Raw genomic sequence first — 21,659 nt, forward strand, 5'->3', positions numbered from 1 at the left:
TTTAAATTTTGCCTATTCGATGGGAGAAGTGCTGGAAGACTTCGAAGTAAAAAACGTTTTCGAACATCTAGACAAGCTGGCGTATGAAATAGGGCCTAGGAGAGCGGGGGGAAGGGGGGACAGTAGGACGGTAGAATACCTTTCCTCCAAGCTCAGGGAATACGGTTTGAGGGTTCGCGTTCAGGAGATCGGATTCATCAGCAAGACACGTCGTTTGGGCTTCCTCCTCGGTTTGGGCTTCCTTTTCCTTTCCCCTTCCCTTTTCCTTTCCCCTTCCCTCTCCCTCTTCCTCTGGATCTTCTTTCTATTCCTCTCCGAGTTTTCGGAGAAGATCCTCCCAAAGCAAAAAAGCTGTAACCTGCTGGCGGAGTTGGGAGGAAAGGAGGGAAGAAAGGTATTAATAGCCCATCGGGACTCAGCCCCTTGCGTCTCCCATCCCCGGTTGTTGGAAATCTCCTCTTTCTTTCTTCCCCTATCCTTTCTCCTCCCTTCCCTCCTCCTCTTGCTGAGGCTTCCCCTTTCTTCCCTTTGGCCTTGGGGGGGTTTTCTCTCCCTCTTCTTTTTCGCCCTTTTCCCCTCCCTCTACCTTTTCTCCCTCTCCTCTAGGGTTTCACCTGGAGCCAACGACAATGCTTCGGGGGTTTCCCTGCTCTTAGAAGTAGCGAGGGTATGTTCCCAACTAAACCCCAAGCCACCCCTGCTCTTGGTCTTCACGGGGGCTGAAGAAGAGGGTCTTTGGGGGTCAAAGACCCTGGCTTTGAGGGGAGGACTGGAAAAGGAGGATAAAATCCTCAACGTGGACACGGTGGGAATAGGGAAAGTATACTTGGTGACGGGAGGGGGAATCTTCCGGAGAACAAAAACACCTCCAGATCTCAACGAGGAAGTGGAGAGATGCCTGAAGGAGGAGGGATTAAAGCCGGGTAGATGGTGGACGGTTTTTTCCGTTCATGACCATTTACCCTTGTTACGTAAGGGTTTCAAAGCAACCACCCTCACCGCCGACACGGGGTTGAGAAAGGTTCCTCTTCTTTCCAAGCTTTTCGCGCACTTGAGCAGGAGGGGATGGAAGTATGTGCATACGGAAGAGGACCTTCCCCAAAGGCTGGAGCTTCATACCCTGGAAAAGGTGGGGAGGGCCCTCCTGAGGTTCGTGGGAGCGGGAATGGGGTGAGGCAATGGAATTTCCCCTCTTCCTTTCCCTTTCGGCTTCCCTCCTTTTGGCGGCCGGAATAGGGGCCAGCGATACCGCCGATGCGATGGGGACGGCAGTGGGGGCAAGGATTCTTTCTTACAGAAAGGCCGTCCTGCTCTTTTCCTTCTTCCTCTTCCTTGGAGCAATAATCGAAGGAGGAAAAGTGGTGGAACCCGTGGGAAGGGGGGTGGTTTCAGGTCCCTTCTTCTCGGATCATCCCCTCCCCCTTTCCCTAGTCCTGCTCCTCTCAGGTCTGGCCGTGATGGTGAGTGCCTGGTACGGAATTCCCCTTTCCACTCACCAAGTAATCCTCGGGGGGATAATCGGGGGAGGGATGATCGGCCATCTGCTCCTGGGGTCTTCCGAGGTGGGGTTGCGTGGGGTAAAGGTGTTGCAGATCCTCCTGGCTTGGTGTTTTGCCCCCCTCCTCTCCCTCTTCCTTTCCTTCTCCTTCTACAGGCTCTTCAGGCGCTTTTTCCTTTCCGTGAAGAATCCAGCCACTCTGAACTTCCTCTTTTCTCTGGGCGTGGTTTCCAGCGGGTGTTACATGGCTTACGTGATGGGTGCCAACGGTTTGGGTACCATCATGGGGGGATTCCTCGCCACGAGGAAGGGGGAGCTCACCCCTTCCTTTCTCCATGAAATGGCCTTGGGAGGGGCCCTCTTGGCCGTGGCCGGTGCTTTCACTTTGGGGGAGAGGGTGGTGAGGACGGTGGGGAGTGGTCTGGCCCCCCTCTCACCCACCAGCGCCATCGCCTCTCAACTGGGTGCTAGTTTGAGTGTGCATTTCTTCACCCAGTACGGTTTGCCCGTCTCCATGAGCCATGCCATCGTGACCAGCGTGGTGGGAGCAGGCCTGGCCATGGATGTTTCGATGGTGAGGGGTGGGAAGGTTAGAGAACTGATGGCGGTTTGGGTCCTTTGTCCCCTTCTCACCTTCGTCGCGGGAAGTCTCCTGTACCTCCTTTACCTCCACTGACTCATACTCTGAAACCGTAGATGAGGATGAGGAGGAGATGGCTGGCTTCCTCCGCTTGGTCCGAGATATCCCCTATTCCATGGATGATCTGATCCAGCTGGATGACCGTTAAGGGATCCAGACCCTTTTCCTTCTCGTAGAGGTACACTATCAGCCCCTGTTCTATGAGATCGGATTCATGTTCCTTCCTTCCCACTTCTTTCGCCTGGGCCTCCGCCAGGTCCATGTTGGAAAGGAGGGTTTGTACGGAGGAGGAAAGGGCTTCGGCACAGCGCGTGGCCAGCTCCCCCATCTTTGTTATTCCTTCCCTCAGCCTCTCCATCTTCCTTCCCATCCTTTTCACCACCCTCCAAGTCCTCTCCCTGCTCAGGATGGTCCTACTCACTTCCTCCGTCACATCGGCTACGTTGTCCAGCTGGGATCCCAGCCTAGCCAGATCCCCCCTATAGGCTGGGAGAAAAGCACCTCGCGCCAAAGCACGGTTGAACTTCTCCAACCTTTCGTCCGCCTGACTTTCCAGTAAGGTGACCTCCCTTCCCAAACAGCAGGCTTTTTCCCATTCGAAGGAGGAAAGGGCTTGGAGCAGCTCCTCGAACTTCCTCACCACGGCCACCATCGCTTCCGAATGGAGCCCCAACAGCCTCAAAGTTTCCTTCTCTTTACTCTTCCACACCCTCACACCCTTGCCTTCTCACCTATCCTCTTGAGTTCGGAACCACAGACGGAGCAGTATTTGGCCCTTGCAGGATATCTTCTCCCGCAGGCAGGACACATCCTAGACCATTTCACCACTTTCCTTATCCCTGGCATTAACAGTCCCCTGTGGGGAATCCCCAACAGACTGGCTACATTTTGGATACCGTAATCATCCGTGACCACCTCCACTTTTTCCCCTTCCCCCCACAGAGAAAGGGCCAAGGCAAGCAGCTCCACATCGGTTTTGGAGAGTTTGTCCCCCGTCTTTTCCACCAGCTTGCTCACTTCTTTTATCTTTTCCGCGGATGGTTCTAGGATTTTGACCTTTTTACCAGCCAGACCGGCCTCCAGTCTGAAGCGGGAGATCCCCTCTTTGAGTTCATTCAGAACGGAGGGGACGGTGACTTGTTCTGCTTCTTCCCTTCCGGGGGAAAAACCCCCTATGAGGGCAGAAGTATCCAGCACGCACACTTTCTTCACCATATCTTTTCCCTCAACCTTTCGTAAAAGTTATCCTTCCATTTTAGGAAAAAGGCTGGTTTCTCAGACTTGGAGAAGAGCAACCTTTCTCCTGGGTTTACCTTTTTCATGAAATGCCCATCCAGAGAGATGGAAGCGAGGTTGTCTGCCCTCACCACCTCCACTTCTACCTTCCTGGAGCCGGGTACAACCATGCGGGGTATGGGGGGAGAGGTACATAGAGGGGTAAGCAACAGGGCTTCCATGGTAGGTTCCACCACCGGACCACCCGCGGAGAGGGAGTGTCCGGTGCTTCCGGTAGGTGTGGCCACTATCAGACCATCCCCCCTTGCCTCGTAGAGGACCCTCCCTTCCAGCGAAAGCCTGAAGGAAATGGATTTGCCAGGGATGAACCAGCTGAGAAAGGCATCGTTGATGGCATCGGGTAGCCTTTCCCCCTCCACTTCCGTGGCGAGGGACATCCTCCTTTCCACCTCCAGCCTTCCCTCGAGCATTTCCCTAACGGCATTTTCGGCTTCTGAAGGGGGGACCTCGGCCAGAAAACCCTTCTTTCCCATGTGGATTCCCAAAATGGGGAGATGGGGGGCGAGCAGATGGGCACTCAAGAGAGTACCATCTCCCCCGATCGTGAGAAGGGCATCCACCTCCATCCTCTCCACTTCTTCCCCCTTTTCCCCTATTTTCATGGCCAATTTACTTTCGAGCACGAAAGCTTCCTTTGGAAAGACTTTGAGGAGCCTACGGACGAGGTCCAAGGCGGAGGGAAGATCTAGACGGGCTACCACTCCTATCTTCACGTTTTCACCATCCCTTACTCGGGTTGGCTTCTTTTAATCCCACCGGAGCACCAAAATCAAAAACTTCTTTAAAGGAAGCGGTTTAGTGTAGTAGATCCCGATGAAAGAGGTAGTAGAAGTGGGGAAGCTCAGGGAAGGCAGGTTCATCATCATAGACGGTGAACCCTGCAAAATCGTGGGATACAGTACCTCTGCTCCGGGCAAGCATGGACATGCCAAGGCCAAGATAGATGCCATCAGTTTCTTCGATGGTCAAAAGAGGACGGTGATCAAGCCCACGAGTGCCAAGGTAGAGGTACCCATCGTGAAGAGGGGAAATGCTCAGGTTTTGGCCGTGGTGAAGAACAATGCCCAGCTCATGGATCTAACCACTTACGAAACCTTCGAGCTTCCCATCCCCATGGAGCTCAGGGGAGAAATCAAGGAAGGTGTGGAGGTCGAATACATAGAGGCCCTGGGAAGGCGGAAGATAGAGAGAGTGAAGTAGCTCCATCCACCGGTCTGAGAGCTTGAAATTTGAAGTGGAGAAGATAAGGGCGCAGGCTGAAGAGGATTTCGAGAAGGCCTGGAAGGAAAGCGCGAGGCTCCTGAAGGTGGAGAAGGGTACCCATCGGCATGCCAGGAAGACCAAGACCCATCCCCTCATGGATTTGGTGATAGAGGTAAGGAAAATCCTGCTCGACGAGGGATTCACCGAGGTGGTCCTTCCCATGATCGTTGACTCGGCGGAAGTGGTGAAACAATATGGACCAGAGGCCCCCGTGATCCTGGACAGGGTTTTTTTCCTTGCGGGCTTGGAGAGACCGGATATAGGTATGAGCAAGGAAAAGAAGGAGGCGGTGTTGAGGCTAGTTCCGGGCTTCAACAGGTTTGAGGAGCTCCAGTCCATACTGAGGAGATACAAACGAGGGGAGGTAAGTGCCGACGATCTACTGGAAGTGATGGTTAAGGAGCTTGGAATTTCGGAGGAAGAAGCTTCTGAGATCGTACAGGGGATCTTCCCCAAGTTCAAGGAGATGGAACCCGTTCCCTCCACCCTTTCCCTCCGCTCCCACACCACTTCCCTCTGGTTTCCTACCCTGGCGGAGTTCCTCAAGAGGGAAACCCTTCCCATTCAGCTCTTCTCGATAGGACCCAAGTTCAGGAGGGAACAGAGGCTGGACAGGACCCACCTATACGAATCTTGGACCGCCTCTCTGGTGGAGATGGACGAGGATCTCTCGCTGGAAGATGGGAAAGAACTCACCAGGAGGATCTTCGAAAGGTTGGGATTCAAGGAAGTGGAGTTGAGGACGAAGATGACCACTTCCAAGTATTACGCTCCCGGGATGGAGTTTGAAGTCTTCCTGATCTCCAAGGGGGAAGAGGTGGAAGTGGCGGATGGAGGAATGTACAGTCCTGTGGCCCTCAGTCGCTATGGCATTCCCTATCCCGTTTTTAACTTGGGAATAGGGTTGGAAAGACTCCTCATGGTAAGGATGGGGGAGGAAGATGTGAGGAGGTTGGTCTATCCCCATTTGTATGTCGAGCCATCCTTTTCCGACCAAGAGCTGGCCAAAATGGTCAGAATAGGGGAAAAACCCCAGACGGAGGAGGGAAAGAGGATAGCGGAGGCCATCGTGGAGGTGGCCAAGAGGCATGCCGATGCCCCCAGCCCCTGTGAATTCGAGGTTTACAGGGGAGAGGTGGGGGGAAGGAAGGTGGTGGTGAAACTGGTGGAGCCGGAGGAGGGAACGAAGCTCATAGGTCCGGCAGGCTTTAACACCCTCTACGTCTTCGATGGAAATCTGGTGGGTCTTCCACCGGAGGGATGGAGGGACGATGAGTTCTTGAAGAAGGTGAGGAGGGAGGGTGTGAACACGGGTATCACTTACATGCAGGCCCTTGCCTCCTTAGCAGCCCGTAGGATAGAGGAGGCGGCGAAGGAGGGAAAACCCGTCAAGGTGAGGGTGAGGAACGTGAAGTCACCCTCGGACATCAACGTGGTGGTGGAGGAAGTGGCCCAGCGCTATCTCACTTCCAAGCAGAAGAAGGTGGATGTGAGGGGTCCCGTGTTCACCACCATCACGGCTGAGTTCCTTTAAGATATTTCCTAAGGCTCTCCATCCCCTTTCTCGCCACTTCTACGGGTTTGTTTGGATCCCAGAGTTCGGCAACGATCATTCCCTTGTATCCCATCTCTCTCAGGCAGAAAAAGAGGGAAGAGAAGTCGATTTCCCCTTCCCCCGGCACCAGGTGGTCGTCATCCACTCCCTTGTTGTCGTGTACGTGCAAGTGCAGGAGGCTCTTACCCATGCTCCTGATATGGGAGCGGACATCGAGCTTCCTTCCCTCCGCCCTTTCTCTGAGGTTGGCATGTCCCACATCATAGGTTATCCAAGCCCCCACTTCCTCCACCACCTCCTTCAGCTCTTCCGGTCTGGAAAAGGGGCTGGAGGCTGTCATCCCATTCTCCACGGCCAGTTTCACCCCCACCTCGCGGGCTTTTTCGGCCAGGGAACGGAGGAGCGAGAGGGCCCTCTGCTTGCTCAGCTCGAGGAATTCTGGAGTGGGCACCCTGCAGGATCCCGTATGAACCACCACCACTTCTCCTCCCAAGAGTCTACAGGCCTCCATACCCCTCTCCGCCAGCCTGCGGTTTAACTCGAAAACCTCTGGCAAATGACTTATGGGATTGAGATCCACAAAGCTGGTGTGGACGGAGGGTTCTAGCCCCCTTTCCTTCAGTTCCTTTCCCAGCTTCCTCAACCTTTCCCTGTCTTCCTCCCACCTGAGGGTGAAATGTGGAACTTCGTAAATCACCTCTAGGCCCTCATACCCCAGTTCTTGGACGAGGGGAAGAGCTTCTTCCAGCTTCTTCCTCACGAAGAGCAGGCTTGAGAGGGCTGGTTTCATCTGGAAGCCATCATCCCCGAGGCTTAAAAGGTTAGAAGGGCATTCAAAACTTCCTTGGAACCTCTTTGGGCCACTCACGGAAGAGGAGGAAGGAGAGGGGAGCACCGGAAAGGAAGAGGAAGAAGGAAACCCACATAACCAGGGAAGGGGAGATGGAATAGAAATATCCTCCCGTCGCGGTTCCCAGAGAGGAGCCGAGGTAAAAGGAGAGGTCCATGAAGGCCTCCGCCCTCCCCCGGAGGACCTGCGGGGTGAGGAGGGCCACGGATCCCCTTTCTATCCCATAGGTAAGGGAACCGCACAGGTTGAGGATGACGAGGGAGAGAAAAATACACGGGATCGAATGGGTCAGGACGAGGAGGGGGGAAAGGCTCCCCATCAGTAGCAGGTGGCTGTAGAGAAAGGAAGGTGGGACCTTTCCCAGCCTCTTGCTGAGGGGAAGGGAGAGGGGATAGATGAGGGAGGAGAGGGCAAGGGCGAGACCGAATTCCGTGAAGCTCATGAGTTTGAGGTCCCTGATCGCGTAGAGCACGAGGAAGAAGTTGAACATCGAGAGAGCGCTTATGAGGAAAAAGATTCTGAGGAGGATCAGGCCCTTCAGCAGGCGGTGAAAGGAAAGGAGGCCCTTGAAAGGGTTCTGGGAGATCTTCTTTTCCTTGAAGGTTTCGCTCAGCCACCATTGCCTGACGAGGGCCATGAGGAGGACCATGGTACCTCCTGCTAGAAAAGCCATCCTGAGCCCTAGGATTTCCCAGCGATCCCTCATCATTCCTCCCAGCACGGGGGAAAGGGAATAGGGAAGATGCTCCACCACGACCGCCAGCGTGAAGACCCCTAGAAATCCTTCCTTTACCGAATCCATGATCATGGCATTGAAGGCTGGGAAATAGAAGTAGGCAGTTCCTTCGAGGAGGGAGGCCAACACGAGGTCCTTAGCGTTCCCAGCAAGGGAATAGAGGAGGAGGGAAAGACCCAAGAGGAAGGTCCCCCACACGATGGGTTTTTTCCTTCCCAGTCTGTCCGCCACCATTCCCCCGGCGAGGAAGGAAAATACACAGGTGAGGCTACGCAGGGAGCTTATCATCCCGGCGAGGAAGGGGTTCCCCGTGAGGGAGTAGGCGTATTCGGAAAAATAGGGATAGGCCAGACCCATCGAGAGGCTGATGAAGGCAGCCGAGAGGAGGAGGGTCCTAACGTTGTTCTTCACCTTCTCACCAGCAGAAGGAGGAAGGGAAGGGAGAGGAGCTCGGCCGTGACGGAGAAGGTCACGAGCAGGTTGGGAGAGGAATAGAGCACGCCCATCAGGGCATTGCCAGCAAAACCCGAGAGGCCGTAAAGGGAGGAGAAGAGGCCATAGGCAGTGCCCCTCCTGCGGGAGGGAACCATTTCACCCACTGCCGCCCTCATCACGGTCTCCTGCATGCCCATGGCCGCTCCCCAAAATACTACGCCCAGGAGACCGGCCATCCTTCCCCCCCATAGGAAGACGAGGGGGGCGATGGGGAGGGAAAGGAGGGGGACGAGGAGGAGGGAGGAGAGACCCCTCCGATCGTAGGTTTTACCCGCCCAGAGGGCGAAGAGGGCATCCGTGCCCATGGCGAGGGCATAAAGGAGGGGGACCTCGGCTTCCGAAAAGGGAGAGGTGAGATGGTAGGCTAGGAGGGGGAAGGTGAGGAAGCCGCAGGTGGAGAAGACCACGAAGAGGAGATAGAGTCTGAAGCTTTCCTCGCTCTTCCCCCTTCCCTCCCCCCTCTCCAGCTTCGAGGGGTGTGGGTAGAGCCTCCAGCTCAGGAGGAGAAAGACCAGCAGCAGGAAGGTCGGGAGGAAGAGGAAGGAGAAGGTTCCTCTGTACCCCCTGAGGGAGAAAAGGAAAGCGATGAGGAGGGGACCGATCACCGCCCCCACTTGGTCCAGGGCCTCGTGAAGGGCGAAGCCCCATCCCCTCCCCACCCTGGAAGCCGCATGGGAGAGCATGGCGTCCCTGGGAGGGGTCCTCACGGCTTTTCCCATCCTCTCCACCAGGAGAAGGAGGACGGCCAGTTCCCAGGAGCCCGCTAGGCACAGGAAGGGGAGGGAGAGGAGGGCCAGGTAGCCTAGAAACGTGAGGGGCCAGTAACCCCCCCAGCGGTCGGAGAGGTAGCCCGAGAGGGGACGTAGGCCATATCCTAGGAACTCACCCAGGCCGGAGGCCGCCCCCACCACGGCAGCGCTTGCCCCCAGGGAGGCCAGGAAGGGACCGATCACACCTCTGGTCCCCTCGTAAACGATATCCCCCAGCAGGCTCACCATTCCCAGCAGGAGGATGAACCTGAGGGCCCTGTTCTTGGTTCCTGGCACCTTTTCCTTTTTCCCACGGGATATAGGAGCCTTTCTCTTTGGGATTCGGAGCTCCATATCGCGAGTTGCGTGGCACGCTTTCAGGAATTTTTATGCTCTTACTTTGGAGTGACCTTCCCACGGTTCGTGGCCCTAGATCGGGCAAAAGAAATACCTCCAGAAGTTAGGTTTATATCCCCTATTCCTTCTCACCAAACGGATTTCCAGTGCTCCGTATGTTCTCCGCTATTGAAGTGTGGGGAGGTAGCACGAGACCTCTCGCACAGGTTTTCCCCCTTAGCCTCTCGATGATCTTGGGAAAATCGATGGAGCCCGGGCAGATCTCCCTGCAAGCCCCACAACCCGTACAGGCGAAGAGGCCGGCCCTTATCGCTTCTTCCGGCCCCAGCACAAACCAGGTCCTCACCACTCCAATGGGTCCCGCCCCTACCTTGGAAGAGAAGGCGTGGGCCGTTTCCAGCAGGACGGGACAAACCGAGAGGCAAGCCCCACAATTACAGCAATAGAGGACCTCCTCCAGCCCCATCCTCACGGCTTCTCTCCTCCATCCATCCAACAGGACCACATGTACTTCCTTAGCTCCATGCATTCCCAGTTGCTCTATCCCCATAACGTCAGCCGTCCTGGAGGGTCCCTTGATGAAGGAGTGATAGGCTCCCACTACCGTCAGGAAGGTTTCACAGGTCTTCATCACCGTAACAGCTTCCTCCATCGTGGGCACGATCTTCTCTATTCCTGCCACCGCAAGATGTTTTTCCGGTAACCTAGTGATGAGGCTGATATTCCCCTCGTTCTCCACGAGCCCCACTGCCCCTTCTTCAGCCGCAATGGCGTTAGCCCCGGTAAGCCCTACCCTCGCCCCCAGGATCCTCTCCCTGAGCCTCTCCCTGGAAGCTTTGATGATTTCCTCCACGTCTGCGGGCAGTTCCCTCCCCACTTCCCTGGAGAGGGCCCTCGCCACTTCTTCCAGCGTGAGATGGACGGCGGGGCCAACGGGATGTAGCGGCTCCTCTCCAGCCAGCTGGATGATCCTGTCCCCCAGGTCGGTCTCCACCACCTCCACTCCCCTTCTCTCCAGTTTCTCCACCAGCTCCAGCTCCTTCAGGGTGTTGGACTTAGACTTCACCACCATCCTTTCCTCCCCTATCTGTTTCAGTAGGTACTCCACCGCCTCCTCCCCTTTTCTGGCCTCGAACACCTCACACCCCACCGCCCTCAGGGAGTCCTTCGCCAGGCCCACCAGTTCTTCCAGCCTACCCACCGCCCCTTCCTTGATTTTCCTATACCTTTCCTTCATCCTCCTGAGCTTCCCCTCATCCGCCCTCAGCCTGGAGAGGACCACCGAGGCAATCACCTTCAGGGTTTCCGTCCTTCCGTCCTTCATCCCCCTTTCCAGCCTTTCCCTGGTTTCCTCGTAAAGGCCCATCTCATCCCTCCATCAGATCCCTCACCAGCAAGGAGAGGTCCTTCACCTCCACCTTTCCTTCAGCAGCTTCCTTGAGATGGTGGTAACAGAAGGGACAGGAGGTTACTAAGATTTGGGCACCTGAATCCAGGGCATCCCCTATCCTGCTTCTCGAAACGGCGGAGGAAAGCTCTTTGAAGGCCGATCTCACCCCCCCTCCAGCCCCACAGCATCTGGAGAACTCGCGGGAAAGAGGCATCTCCACGAGTTCCAGTCCGGGAATACTCCTCAGGATTTCCCTAGGTTCCTCGTAGATTCCCATGTGCCTTCCCAGATGGCAGGGATCGTGGTAGGTCACCCTCATCCTTTTCTCCTTCAGTCTCAGTTTCCTCTCCCGTAGCATGTGGTGCAGTAGGTGGACGAGGTGGAGAACCTCCACTCCAGAGAGGGAATATTCGCGAAAGGTTGAGTAACAGCCCGGACAAGCCGTTAGGAGTCTCCTTACCCCTAGCTTGGAGAACTCTTCTTCGTTTTTCCTCCTCACCCTCTCCGCTTCCTCCCTCAATCCCGTTCGGAAGAGCACGGAACCGCAACAGGTTTCACGTTCGAAGAGGTGGAAAACCACTTCCAGCCTTTCGAGGATTTCCAGGGTAGCTTCCGTTATTTCTCTCTCCCTGAAGGTACTCATGCATCCCCTGAAGAACCAGAACTCCACCCTCCCCACCTCTCCAAGAGAAACTCGGTGAGATCCATCACCTTCATGTCATAACGTAAGGTTTCCGCCACTTCTTTCAACTGCCTCAAGCAGAAGGGGCAGGCGGTGAGCAGGAATTGAGCCCCAGTTTCCCTGGCTTCTTCCAACCTCTTCCTCGCCACCCACTTGGAGGCCTCGGGATATCCCGCCCTGAAACCCCCACCCGAACCACAGCACCAGGAATTTTCCCTGTTCCTAGGCATCTCCACCAGTTCCACTCCTGGAAGGGAGGAGAGCACCCTTCGAGGTTCCTCGTAGATTCCCATGTGCCTTCCCAAATGGCAGGGATCGTGGTAGGTCACCCTCACTTCTTCCTCCCTCACCTTCAACCTGTTTTTCTCTCTCTCGAGGAGTTGTACCAAATGCAGAACCTCCACCTCCGGTTGTATCCCAAGTTCAGGATAGTCGCTTTTCCAAGCCCTATAACATCCCGGACAGTTTACCACTATCTCTTTCGCACCCCTTTTCCTCACTTCCTCCAAGTTGTGCCTGGCCATCTCCTCTACCTTCCTTCCATCGATCCTCCCCTGTCCCGTCCTGAGGAGGAAGGAACCGCAGCACCATTCGTCTTTCAGCAAGGTGAAGTTCAGGCCCATTTTCCCTAACAATTCCACCACTTTCCTAGCCAGTTCCTTCTCCCGGTAGGAAGAGGTGCAACCCACGAAGTAGACCAGGGGGGCCCTTTCTGGAAGGTTCAATCCCGGTAGCCAGGAGAACCTTTTGGCATGGGATTCCAGATAGGGATTGTGCTCCCTACCCACGTGGCTGCCCCTTTCCTCATGTTTGGAGGGGAGAAATCCCCTTTCCACCAGTCTTTCCCTAGCGGCTTCTATTACCCTCGATGGACCCGCTCCCACCGGACAGATGGCATCACAGTTCCCGCAGAGGATACAGGAAAACATGGTTTCCATCAACGAAGGGGAGGGAAAAAGATTACCTCGGAGCAAGTGGGCACAAAGGGCCATCCTCCCCCTGGGGGTTCTCGCCTCCCTTCCCCAAAACTCCAAGGAGGGACATTGGTTGCGGCAAAGACCGCAGGCCGTGCTCGAGCTCATGCAGGCATTGATCTTCGTGGAAAACTCTTCCAGCCTCATCCTTCCCTCCACCAACTTTCCATGAAGGCTATCCTTGGAATGCCCTCCAAGGCCATCTTACCGGGATTCAGAATGCCTTGGGGATCCAGGAGCTTCTTGAGGGAGCGCATGAGCTCCAGGGCATATCCGTGTTCCTCTTCCAGGTAGGGGGCTTTCCACAATCCCACTCCGTGTTCAGCGGTGAGTGTTCCACCCATCGAAAGGGCGAGCCTTATGGCTTCTTCTTGAAACCTCCTCGCCCTTTCCACCTGTTCGGGAGACTCCGGTACGAAAGTGGAACCTATATGTACATTTCCGTCTCCAACATGACCAAAACATACTCCCATGATGCCTTTTTCCTCCATGAGTGCCTTTACTTTCCTCACGTATTCCAGCATTCTGGAAAGGGGTAAACCCACATCCACGGAAGCTTGGAAAACCAACCTTGGGGTTTCCGGTGGGGGGAGGAGTTTGGTGAGGGAGGCACTGATTTTTTCCCTGGCTTCCCACAACCTTCTTCCCACTGCCTCCTCCACTTCCAAGAGTTCTGCGCCCTTCCCCTTACAAATCCCCTCCATTTCCTCCATCTCCTTTTCTACCGTCTCCTGGTACCTTCCATCCGAGCGCAGCATCAGGGCACCCTTTCCCTCGGGAAGGGAAAAACCGCTCATGTTGAGGGCGAGAAGGCAGAGCTCGTCCAGCAATTCTATGGAGGCGGGGGTTATCCCCTTCCGCAGGATTTCCATGGCGGCCTCGAAGGCATTGTCAAGCGTGGGAAAGAGGGCCAGCGTAGTTTTGCGGATGGGTGGATAGGGTTCAACCTTCAAGGTAATTTCCGTGATGACGCCCAAGGTTCCCTCGGATCCCACGAAGAGATCCTTCAGGGAATAACCCGAAGAAGACTTGGCTACCTTCCTGCCCAGTCTCACCACTTCCCCGCTTGCCAGTACCACCTCCAAGGAGAGGACGTAGTTCCTAGTGGCGCCGTACTTCACGGCCCCCGAACCGCTGGCGTTGGTGGCTACCATTCCTCCCACGGTACAGGCCATCGCACTCCCAGGCTCAGGGGGGAAGAAGTACCCCCTGCGTTCCAGCTCCCTGTTGAGTTCTGCATATGTGGTCCCTGGCCCCGTCACCACCATGCGGTCTTCCACCCTGGGTTCTATTCTGTTCATTTTCTTCAGGTCAAGCACGATGCCCCCTTCCACCGGAATGAGCTGTCCTGCTAGACTGGTCCCTGCTCCCCTAGGGATGATGGGAATCCGATGGAGGGAGGCGAACCTGAGGATCCTGGAAACTTGGGAGGTCTCTGAGGGTGTAACCACGGCATCGGGGAGGAACTTGAAGTGGGGAAAATAGTACTGTAAACCCCTCAGGAAATGATCGGCGGAGTAGGGAAGGAGATCCACCTCGTCCGTAAAAACATTTTCCTTTCCCACCATCCTCGCCAGTTCCCTTTCCAGTTCCCCTTTCCCTAGCCTAGGGGTCATTTCTTCCCCTCTGCCATCCCCAATTCCAGAGCCCTCAGGTTAGGGCTGTTCTCCCCGAAAAGCTCTACCACCACTTTCCTGAAACTCTCCGGCCGGAGGGGAAGCCATCCGGAGGTCGCCAGGCATCCTACCATCACCACGTTTTGCATTCTCGCATCCCCAGCCCTTTTGGCCAGTTCGGTGGCTTCCACAACCACGACTTCCCCAGAGAGTTCCCTTATGGCTTCCAAGACCTTCCCCACCTCTGGATACTTGGTTTGACCAGAAAGCACCTCAAGCGGGTAGACGGGCCTGGGGTTTACCATCACTTTTATGTTCGGATTGCCGTAAGTTCCCAAGGCCCTCAGGGTTTCCACGGGCTCGAAGCCCAACAGTATATCTCCTACCCCCTCGGGCATGAGGGGACTGTAGGCTCTCCTTTTGGAGAGTCTCAGATGACTCATCACCGGTCCTCCCCTTTGGGTGGCGCCGTAGGTTTCCCCCACGGAAACGTAAAAGCCTTCTTCCGTGGCGGCGGAGCCTATCAGGAGGGAGGCCAACAGGTTCCCCTGTCCTCCCACTCCCACCACCAAAACGTTTAAAGGGTCCTTCATTTTTCTTCCTCCACTACGATGGCTCCGGCAGGGCAGAGCTTTGCACAAAGGCCACAACCCGTGCAGAGGACTTCGTCTATTTTGGCTTTCCCCTTGGAGTAGTCCCAGATATTGGCGGGACAACCCAATACCCTGCTGCAAAAGGCCATACAACCACATTCTTCCCCTATACACTTTTCTTGGTCCACGTAGACCCTAGGCTTCCTTTTCTTCTTCTCACTCTCGGTGAGGGGGCAGGGGTGTCTAAACACCAGAACCCTTGGTCCCCTTTCCTTGAGCATCTCGTAGAAAGTTTTGGTGGCTTCGTCCACCTCGAAGGGATCGCATACCTTCACTTCCACCCCTATGCCCTTGCATAGTTCTTCCACCCTGATGGGAGGGGAAGGTTCTCCGGAAGCCGTTATCCCAGAGCCCGGGTGGGGTTGGTGCCCCGTCATTCCCGTGGTGGAATTGTCAAGTACTACGTGCAGGAGATTGGAAGAGTTCCATTTGGCATTGATGAGGGCTGGAATGCAAGCGTGGTAAAAGGTGGAATCCCCAGAAACGGAAACCACGGGTTTGTCGAAACCGAATCTCTCCAGCTTTCCAAAGCCGCAAGCCGTTCCTATTCCGGCCCCCATACAGTGGAGGGTTTGTTCTACCGAGAAACCCGTGGGAAGGAGCCCCATGCTATAACATCCTATGTCCCCCGTCACCACGGCTTCCCTCCCCTCCCATTTGAGGGCCCTCTTCATCACCCAGAAGGAAGCGCGGTGGGGACAGCCGGGACAAAAGGCCATGGAGCGCCCTGGCACATAACCACCCACCAGTTCCTCCGCCCTGCTCGCGTATTCGCTTGGTCGGGGAGAATAGCTCACACCCGTTAGCCCACTCAGGGCTCTCAGGACCAGCTCCGTGTTGAGCTCCCCCACGGCGGGAAGGTGCCCACTTTTCTTTCCGTAGAACTTGGGGGGTTTCAGCCCCCTCGAGGCAAACTCCGCCGCCAGCATTTTCACGTTTTGCTCCAGAAAGGGATCTATCTCCTCCACGAAGAGTACCTCCTGAGCAAGGCGGAGATGTTTGAAGAGGAGTTCCTCGGGTAGGGGCCAAGTGGTACCCAGTTTCAGGATCCCCACCGAGTCCTGTAGACCAAGTAGCTCCACCGCCTCCGCGGAGTAGGTGTAGGAGGGTCCGGAGGTGATGAGGAGAAGGTTGGGGTGTTCTGGTCCCTCATATTTGTTGAAGGGAGAGGTCTCGAACTTTTCACTTGCCGTTTTCATTTTTTGGTGGAGCATATCGTGGAACATGCAAGCGAAGGTGGAGCTTCCCGAAGTCCAAGGAGGGGGTGCTGTGAATTCCGGTTTTCTTCTTTCCCTGGAGAGGACTCCCAGTTCCACCACCCCCCTAGAATGGGAAAGCCTGGTAACGCTCCTCACCATGCAGATCAATCCCAGCTCTTCCGAAAGTTCGAAGGCCCATTTGGTCATTTCCTTGGCCTCTTGGGGGGTGGAGGGTTCGAGAAGGGGAACATCGGCCATTCTGGCGTAGTTCCTAGTGTCGAGTTCGGTGGTGGTGGAATGAGCGGCTGGATCATCCCCGGTTACGAGCACGAAGCCACCCTTTGTTCCCGAGAGGTTCACCGTCATGAGGAAATCAGAACATACATCGACTCCAAGGTTCTTCATGGCCGTGAGGGAACGGAGCCCCGTGGCGGCAGCTGCCCCGGCCACTTCGAGGGCCACCATCTCGTTCGTGGACCATTCCACATAGAGATCGAAATCCCTCGAGACCTCCAGCAGGGCTTCCACCACTTCTGAAGCCGGATTACCCGGATAGCCGGAGCATACCTGTACTCCAGCTTCGAGTGCTCCCCTTGCTATGGCTTCGTTACCACTGAGTAACATCCTCCTTCCGGGTTGATCCACCCCTATTCTCCCCATCGTCACCCTCCCCTCAGATAGGAAGCTCCCAGTTTCTCCCTTTCCTCCGCACTCCTCTTCCTCTTGGTAAGACTTGCCTCTTTCAGATGCTCCAATCTCTCCCCCTCAAGAGGTGCCGTTTCCACCTCTCCTTCCCTTCTCGCTTCCTCGAAGAATTCTATCCCCCCAGCACTCCTGAGGATCACGGTGTTCCACCCTTCCTCCCCCTCCACCATTCCCACCGAGAGATCGGCAAGTTCCGCTGTCATGTCGAAGCAAATCCTGCATGAGGGTGGAATGAAGCTCCTTATTTCCTCCAGCGGAAATTCTATCCTTCCATTCTCCGTTTCCGCTACGAAGAGGTTGGCAGGAGGGGGAGGAATATCGAACTTCCTTACCTTCCTTCCCCTCAGCTTTGCCATGAGGAATTCACCGGCTTTGTGGGAGAGGGCCCAGGTACAGAAAAGTCCTATCACGAGTTTGATCCTCGATACTTCCCATTCCCTCTCATAGACTTGAAGTTTTCTAAGAGCCAGCACCTGGCAGGGTGTCCCTACAAAGGCGATTCTCCCTCCTTCCCCTTTCCTCAATAACCTCACCACCTCACCTACCGATGGGGAAAGGAGATACCTCGATCCGGTGCAGGACAATACTTCCTCCTCCGTTTTGGCTATCCTTGGTTCGGGATAGATCCCATCGGGTGAGCCCGTGAGGATGATGGAATCCACTTTTCCTTTCTTGAGGGCGTAGAGAAGGAGGGAGGAAACGGTTCCACCGTATTGGGCCCTCTTCCTTATTCCTTCCCTCCCTGCCCTGGCTTTTAAAACGGAGGAATAGAAACCCAAGGAGGGATCCCCTTCCCCGGTCTCAAAAATCCTCTCTCTAAGATACTGCAAATCCACTTCTGTTCTGGGGCAGAAGGTATAACATCTTCCTTCCTCTTTGCCACAAAATTCTAGAATCACAGCCCTTCCCTCCACAGCGTTCAAGTAAGGACAAATGGAAGTACAAGCCCCACAGCCCGTACAGAGACCAGAAGAAAGGACTTTGGAATGGAGTTCCGAAGGTCCACCCATCCCTTTTCTGAGTTCTCCAAAAATTTAACCACTTCTCAAAGGGGTTTAAGCACGAAAACCAAAGAGAGGGGATGGGCCCCCTCGAATGGTGGTGGCTGAGGGTTCTGCTCATCTTTGGGTCTTTCATGCTAGGGGGATTGCTGTTCAGAAAGTTTCTGAACTCTTACCTGCGCAGGCTCATGGCCAAAACCAGGTTGATCGAGGTACTTCCAGCCGTCCTCGGAATCCCCCTCCTGATAGTTTTTGTGGTAGTGGGCCTCAACTTTGCCCTTCCTGAAGTCCCCTTTATACCCTCCGCAGTAAAGGAATATCTTCCTCTCCTCTTCTCCCTTCTCCTGATCCTCCTCGGTGCTGTAATCATAGTGAGGGTAGGGAGAATCCTTTTGGAACATTATTGGGCCCCCCATACCGAGACGAGGAGTCTCATACCCATCTTTTCCAGGATCCTGAAGGCCCTCGTCTATTTCGTGGCTTTCCTCCTCATCCTCCATATCCTGGGTGTCAACATCACAGCCCTGGTGGCCGGTCTCGGTATAGCGGGGGTGGCCGTAGCCTTTGCCCTTCAAGAAACCCTCTCACAGTTCTTTGCCGGGCTTTACCTAATGTCCGAAAGACCCATCAGGGTTGGAGATTTCGTGGAATTGGAAGGAGGGCAGCAAGGATACGTGGTGGATGTGGGATGGAGGAGTACCAAGATAAGGGAACTCCCCAACAACATCATCGTGGTCCCTAACTCCAAGCTGGCAGGGATGGTGGTGAAAAACTATTCTCTCCCCGAGCCGGAGATGGCCTGCCTGGTGAACGTGGGGGTGAGTTATGACAGCGACCTGGAGAAGGTAGAAAGGGTCACCATAGAGGTAGCCAAAAATACCATGAAGAAACTGGGCATGGAGTTCCAGGGTTTCGAGCCCTTCATCCGCTATACCTCCTTTGGGGAATTCAGCGTTAACTTCACGGTCGTCATGAGGGTAAGGGAGTTCACCGATAAGTATCTGCTCACCCACCAGTTCATCAAGGAGCTGCACAAAAGGTACAGAGAGGAGGGAATAGTGATACCCTTCCCCATAAGGACGGTCTATCTGCGGAACGGTAGGAAGGAGGATTAGTCCAAATCAACCCGGTGGGATGTGCTCGGGAGGTCTGACCAGCCTGAACTTCATCGCCCCTTTCTCGCACCCCACCACGCAAACCCCGCAGCCGAAGCATTTCTCGGGGATCACCCTGGCCTTGTACTTTTTGCTCCCCTCCGGCCTCACCAGTTCCACCGCCTCGAAGGGGCACCTCTCCAGACAGGTCTGGCAGCCGGTGCACCTCTCTTGGTCCACGTAGGCCTCGAACCTGCTCTTGGCGGTGAGCTTCTCGGGAGGGATCCCGCCGTACCTGTAGAAGTTGAAGAACTCGCAGCAGTCCGGACAGCAGTTGCAGATGGTGTTGATGGTGAGCTTGGAGTGGTTGGGCCCCATGTGCACCAGCCCATCCCTTTCCGCCTTCTCCAAAACCTTCAGGGCCTCCTCCTTGTTCAGGGACTTACCCGATCCTCTCTTCACCACGTACTCCGCCCCCCTATGAAATTGGGTGCAGTGCCAGACTTCCTTTTCTTTGGTATATTTGCAGGGTTCTCCCACTCCTTCCTTCACAAGCCTACAGGAGCAAGGTACCACCGCGAGGTGGGTTTGGGAATTGACGATTTGCACAATATCCTCACATGGTAGCACTCCCTCCATCCCTTTGATGGCACCGCTGGCCGGTATGACCCTCCAGATGGGTTCCAAGAAGATGGAACCGAGGAGCTCACCCATCCCCTTGTAAAATTCCTTCCTTCCGAAGTCATACCAGAGCTGGAAATATTTTTTGTCCTTTTCGAGGTCTAACTGTTGGGTAGCTAGGGTAGCATCGTGAAGTTGTACCAGATCCCTCGCAAACCTGAAGAAATCCCTTCTGTCGAAATCCTTCGGAAAAACAAGACCTTTCTTCCACAAGTCTTCGAGGATTTCCCTAACCTTTTCTTCGGGCATTCCTAATTTTTGTGATACTTCCTGAACACTTCCCGGAAGGGAGGCGGCCACCTTTGCCTGTTCTGGGGTCATTAGGTATTCCAAGATTTGTCGGAGAAGGGAGGACTCAGGAAAACCCAAACTCTCCATCAGGTACAGGAAAGGATCCTCCATTCTTTTTTCCTTCGTCGGTCACTATAAAAGGATTAAGAGGAGAGAAGGAACTTCAACACCGTATCAGTTACCTTTTCTATCTCTTCCTGAAGCTCGTGGGCGGAATGTTCGAAGTAGACCAGCTTGGAGTTGGGAATGCGTTTTGCCATAATTTCCGCATTTTCCGGCGGAATGTATTTGTCCTTTCTTCCCGCCAAGATGAGGGTAGGAACTTTTATCTGGGGGAGACGGTCGCAAGCGTCGAAGCTAAGGATGGCGCCTACCTGCCTCACGATACCTTCTGGGGGAGTGGGAGCTACCAAGATGAGATCAATAGCCACTTCCACGATCCCAGGATTTTCCCTCATGAATTCTTCCGTAAAGATGAAAGGTAGGAGCTTGGAGGCCACTTCTCTGTCCCATTTCCCTTTCTGTGAGAGAAGCTCCATAATTTGGGTGACCATTTGAGCAGCCTCCCCAGGAATGGGTACCGCTTTGGATCCACCGCAAAAGGTGGATGCTAGTACCAATTTCTCCACTTTTTTTGGATGGTTGATAGCAAGCTCCTGTGCGATCATCCCTCCCATGGAAATCCCCAAGACGTGGGCCTTTTCTATACCCAGGGCATCCATGAGACCAGCCGTATCATCCGCCATCATCTGAATGGTGTACTCCTCTTTATCCGAGAGATCGGTTCTACCTGCACCTCTATTGTCAAATGTAATCACTTTGAAGTGCTCGGATAACCTGGGTATGAAGTAAACCGGATCCCAACAATCGGCATTTCCCATAAAACCCATAATGAGTACAAGAGGAAAACCCTCTCCTCTGATGTCATAATACATGTGGATATCGCCAACCTTTATCCTAGGCACATTCTCTTTTCCTCCTAGGAAATAAAAAATTATCCCAATACCCTGGCAGCATTTCTTCCCAAGATAGCTTCAATTTCTTCCGAAGTAAACTCTATTCCAGCGGCTTTCACCTGTGGAGGCGGATTCCTGAATTTGTCCACCCATTGGGCTTCACTCAAGAGAGGTTTGGGAGTTAAGGGCCAGTCACTACCGAAGAGAATCCTGTCACTTCCCACCATGTCACAAATGGTCCTGAGAACCCGATAAAAGTAAACGGAAGGTTCGCAATAGTTTCCCCATGCTGCCGTGTCCATGTAAACGTTGGGTTTCATCATGGCCACGAACATAGCTTCTTCCCACCATCCGAATCCCATGTGGGCCATGATGATTTTCAATTCCGGAAAATCTGCGGCAACATCGTCCACATACACGGGACGAGCAAACCTGCTCAATAGGGGAGGGAGTTCAGTTCCCGTGTGGATGAGTACTGGGGCTCCATATTCCTCACATTTTCGGTAGAGGGGATAGCAAATGGGATCGTTGGGAAAGAAGCCAGAAGTGGGATGGAGCTTGAGCCCTCTCATCTCCCACTTTCCCAGTCCCTTCTCCAGGAGTTCCACGGCATTTTTTCTTCTAGGATCCACCCCCACGAAGGCAATGAAGCGGTCGGGATAATTTTTGGCGATTTCCGCGAAAAGGCGGTTCAGTTCCTCCACGGAAACTTTTGGTTCCCCCGTTCTCAGCCCCCAATCCAAGGGAAGGATAACGGCTTTTTCTATTCCAGCTTCATCCATTTCCACGAGCAGTTCCTCCGGTGGGGCATGCCAAAAGGTGGGCATAACGTTTTCCCAGATCTCTTCCAACTTCATACTCGGTATCATGTGATGAATGAGGGAGGCCAGTCCCTTCCAAAAACTTTCGGATAACCACTCCCTTTCCCATAGATGGGTATGGGCATCTATGATCATGGTCCTATCCTTCTTCTCGGAC

At 54.6% G+C, this 21,659-nt stretch carries 21 protein-coding genes; 5 read left to right on the forward strand and 16 right to left on the reverse strand.

What is annotated here, in order from left to right:
- Nucleotides 1-19: 19 nt before the first annotated feature.
- Nucleotides 20-1,174, forward strand: coding sequence for a M28 family peptidase (locus QXG22_05615; protein ID MEM0359461.1), 1,155 nt, complete (start codon nt 20-22; stop codon nt 1,172-1,174).
- 4 nt (nt 1,175-1,178) lie between these two features.
- Nucleotides 1,179-2,174: an inorganic phosphate transporter gene (locus QXG22_05620; protein ID MEM0359462.1), complete on the forward strand. Its 996-nt coding sequence runs from the start codon at nt 1,179-1,181 to the stop codon at nt 2,172-2,174.
- Between the two features lies 1 nt (nt 2,175).
- Here the strand turns inward: QXG22_05620 and QXG22_05625 are convergent, their stop codons facing one another.
- The 3 genes from QXG22_05625 to QXG22_05635 are packed head-to-tail and all read right to left on the reverse strand — an operon-like array spanning nt 2,176 to nt 4,147.
- Nucleotides 2,176-2,847 carry a DUF47 family protein gene (locus QXG22_05625; GenBank protein MEM0359463.1) on the reverse strand — a complete coding sequence of 224 codons (672 nt, stop codon included), beginning with the start codon at nt 2,845-2,847 and terminating at the stop codon, nt 2,176-2,178.
- Between the two features lie 2 nt (nt 2,848-2,849).
- Nucleotides 2,850-3,350 (reverse strand): hypothetical protein, encoded by a 501-nt coding sequence (locus tag QXG22_05630; protein ID MEM0359464.1) that lies wholly within the window; start codon nt 3,348-3,350, stop codon nt 2,850-2,852.
- Complete coding sequence (locus QXG22_05635; GenBank protein MEM0359465.1) at nt 3,347-4,147, reverse strand: NAD(+)/NADH kinase; 801 nt, start codon at nt 4,145-4,147, stop codon at nt 3,347-3,349. Before QXG22_05635 ends, QXG22_05630 begins: the two co-directional genes overlap by 4 nt.
- A gap of 100 nt (nt 4,148-4,247) precedes the next feature.
- Between QXG22_05635 and QXG22_05640 the strand changes: the two genes are divergently transcribed.
- The gene (locus QXG22_05640) at nt 4,248-4,634 is read left to right on the forward strand and encodes a translation initiation factor IF-5A (protein MEM0359466.1); all 387 of its coding nucleotides are present in this window, start codon (nt 4,248-4,250) and stop codon (nt 4,632-4,634) included.
- A 22-nt stretch (nt 4,635-4,656) separates the two neighbouring features.
- Nucleotides 4,657-6,231, forward strand: coding sequence for an O-phosphoserine--tRNA ligase (gene sepS, locus QXG22_05645; protein MEM0359467.1), 1,575 nt, complete (start codon nt 4,657-4,659; stop codon nt 6,229-6,231).
- Here the strand turns inward: sepS and QXG22_05650 are convergent.
- From QXG22_05650 to QXG22_05695, 10 genes are all read right to left on the reverse strand, one after another.
- On the reverse strand, nt 6,212-7,042 hold the full coding sequence (locus tag QXG22_05650; protein MEM0359468.1) for a sugar phosphate isomerase/epimerase: 831 nt from the start codon (nt 7,040-7,042) through the stop codon (nt 6,212-6,214). The genes sepS and QXG22_05650 overlap by 20 nt on opposite strands.
- Nucleotides 7,043-7,085: 43 nt before the next feature.
- Nucleotides 7,086-8,249, reverse strand: coding sequence for an MFS transporter (locus tag QXG22_05655; GenBank protein ID MEM0359469.1), 1,164 nt, complete (start codon nt 8,247-8,249; stop codon nt 7,086-7,088).
- Nucleotides 8,246-9,379, reverse strand: a complete 1,134-nt coding sequence (locus QXG22_05660; GenBank protein MEM0359470.1) for an MFS transporter — start codon at nt 9,377-9,379, stop codon at nt 8,246-8,248. Before QXG22_05660 ends, QXG22_05655 begins: the two co-directional genes overlap by 4 nt.
- 178 nt (nt 9,380-9,557) lie before the next feature.
- Entirely contained in the window at nt 9,558-10,805 is a 1,248-nt protein-coding gene (locus QXG22_05665) for an LUD domain-containing protein (GenBank protein MEM0359471.1), read from the reverse strand.
- Between the two features lies 1 nt (nt 10,806).
- Nucleotides 10,807-11,499: a heterodisulfide reductase-related iron-sulfur binding cluster gene (locus tag QXG22_05670; GenBank protein ID MEM0359472.1), complete on the reverse strand. Its 693-nt coding sequence runs from the start codon at nt 11,497-11,499 to the stop codon at nt 10,807-10,809.
- Nucleotides 11,469-12,644, reverse strand: coding sequence for a (Fe-S)-binding protein (locus QXG22_05675; GenBank protein ID MEM0359473.1), 1,176 nt, complete (start codon nt 12,642-12,644; stop codon nt 11,469-11,471). The genes QXG22_05670 and QXG22_05675 overlap by 31 nt, the downstream gene beginning before the upstream one ends.
- Nucleotides 12,629-14,101 (reverse strand): FAD-binding oxidoreductase, encoded by a 1,473-nt coding sequence (locus tag QXG22_05680; GenBank protein ID MEM0359474.1) that lies wholly within the window; start codon nt 14,099-14,101, stop codon nt 12,629-12,631. The genes QXG22_05675 and QXG22_05680 overlap by 16 nt, the downstream gene beginning before the upstream one ends.
- On the reverse strand, nt 14,098-14,694 hold the full coding sequence (locus QXG22_05685) for an indolepyruvate oxidoreductase subunit beta (GenBank protein ID MEM0359475.1): 597 nt from the start codon (nt 14,692-14,694) through the stop codon (nt 14,098-14,100). Before QXG22_05685 ends, QXG22_05680 begins: the two co-directional genes overlap by 4 nt.
- On the reverse strand, nt 14,691-16,613 hold the full coding sequence (locus QXG22_05690) for a thiamine pyrophosphate-dependent enzyme (GenBank protein MEM0359476.1): 1,923 nt from the start codon (nt 16,611-16,613) through the stop codon (nt 14,691-14,693). The genes QXG22_05685 and QXG22_05690 overlap by 4 nt, the downstream gene beginning before the upstream one ends.
- 2 nt (nt 16,614-16,615) lie before the next feature.
- Complete coding sequence (locus QXG22_05695; protein ID MEM0359477.1) at nt 16,616-17,668, reverse strand: Coenzyme F420 hydrogenase/dehydrogenase, beta subunit C-terminal domain; 1,053 nt, start codon at nt 17,666-17,668, stop codon at nt 16,616-16,618.
- 71 nt (nt 17,669-17,739) lie between these two features.
- On the opposite strand from QXG22_05695, the gene QXG22_05700 reads away from it, so the two are divergent.
- On the forward strand, nt 17,740-18,774 hold the full coding sequence (locus QXG22_05700; protein ID MEM0359478.1) for a mechanosensitive ion channel family protein: 1,035 nt from the start codon (nt 17,740-17,742) through the stop codon (nt 18,772-18,774).
- Between the two features lie 6 nt (nt 18,775-18,780).
- On the opposite strand, the gene QXG22_05705 is transcribed toward QXG22_05700, so the two are convergent.
- The 3 genes from QXG22_05705 to QXG22_05715 are packed head-to-tail and all read right to left on the reverse strand — an operon-like array spanning nt 18,781 to nt 21,637.
- Nucleotides 18,781-19,836 (reverse strand): 4Fe-4S binding protein, encoded by a 1,056-nt coding sequence (locus tag QXG22_05705; protein MEM0359479.1) that lies wholly within the window; start codon nt 19,834-19,836, stop codon nt 18,781-18,783.
- Nucleotides 19,837-19,868: 32 nt separating this feature from the next.
- Nucleotides 19,869-20,690 (reverse strand): alpha/beta hydrolase, encoded by an 822-nt coding sequence (locus QXG22_05710; protein ID MEM0359480.1) that lies wholly within the window; start codon nt 20,688-20,690, stop codon nt 19,869-19,871.
- A gap of 29 nt (nt 20,691-20,719) precedes the next feature.
- Nucleotides 20,720-21,637, reverse strand: coding sequence for an amidohydrolase family protein (locus QXG22_05715; GenBank protein ID MEM0359481.1), 918 nt, complete (start codon nt 21,635-21,637; stop codon nt 20,720-20,722).
- Nucleotides 21,638-21,659: the final 22 nt, after the last annotated feature.

It is taken from the genome of Candidatus Hadarchaeales archaeon, from assembly GCA_038736355.1.
In the GTDB taxonomy this organism is placed as follows: Archaea; Hadarchaeota; Hadarchaeia; order Hadarchaeales; family WYZ-LMO6; genus WYZ-LMO6.

Bases quoted from the DNA above. Each gene is read 5' to 3' on its own strand.
- QXG22_05615 (MEM0359461.1), top strand. From the start codon at position 20: ATGGGAGAAGTGCTGGAAGACTTCGAAGTAAAAAACGTTTTCGAACAT.
- QXG22_05620 (MEM0359462.1), top strand. From the start codon at position 1,179: ATGGAATTTCCCCTCTTCCTTTCCCTTTCGGCTTCCCTCCTTTTGGCG.
- QXG22_05640 (MEM0359466.1), top strand. From the start codon at position 4,248: ATGAAAGAGGTAGTAGAAGTGGGGAAGCTCAGGGAAGGCAGGTTCATC.
- QXG22_05650 (MEM0359468.1), bottom strand. From the start codon at position 7,042: ATGAAACCAGCCCTCTCAAGCCTGCTCTTCGTGAGGAAGAAGCTGGAA.
- QXG22_05665 (MEM0359471.1), bottom strand. From the start codon at position 10,805: ATGGGCCTTTACGAGGAAACCAGGGAAAGGCTGGAAAGGGGGATGAAG.
- QXG22_05680 (MEM0359474.1), bottom strand. From the start codon at position 14,101: ATGACCCCTAGGCTAGGGAAAGGGGAACTGGAAAGGGAACTGGCGAGG.
- QXG22_05685 (MEM0359475.1), bottom strand. From the start codon at position 14,694: ATGAAGGACCCTTTAAACGTTTTGGTGGTGGGAGTGGGAGGACAGGGG.
- QXG22_05690 (MEM0359476.1), bottom strand. From the start codon at position 16,613: ATGGGGAGAATAGGGGTGGATCAACCCGGAAGGAGGATGTTACTCAGT.
- QXG22_05695 (MEM0359477.1), bottom strand. From the start codon at position 17,668: ATGGGTGGACCTTCGGAACTCCATTCCAAAGTCCTTTCTTCTGGTCTC.
- QXG22_05700 (MEM0359478.1), top strand. From the start codon at position 17,740: ATGGGCCCCCTCGAATGGTGGTGGCTGAGGGTTCTGCTCATCTTTGGG.
- QXG22_05705 (MEM0359479.1), bottom strand. From the start codon at position 19,836: ATGGAGGATCCTTTCCTGTACCTGATGGAGAGTTTGGGTTTTCCTGAG.
- QXG22_05715 (MEM0359481.1), bottom strand. From the start codon at position 21,637: ATGATCATAGATGCCCATACCCATCTATGGGAAAGGGAGTGGTTATCC.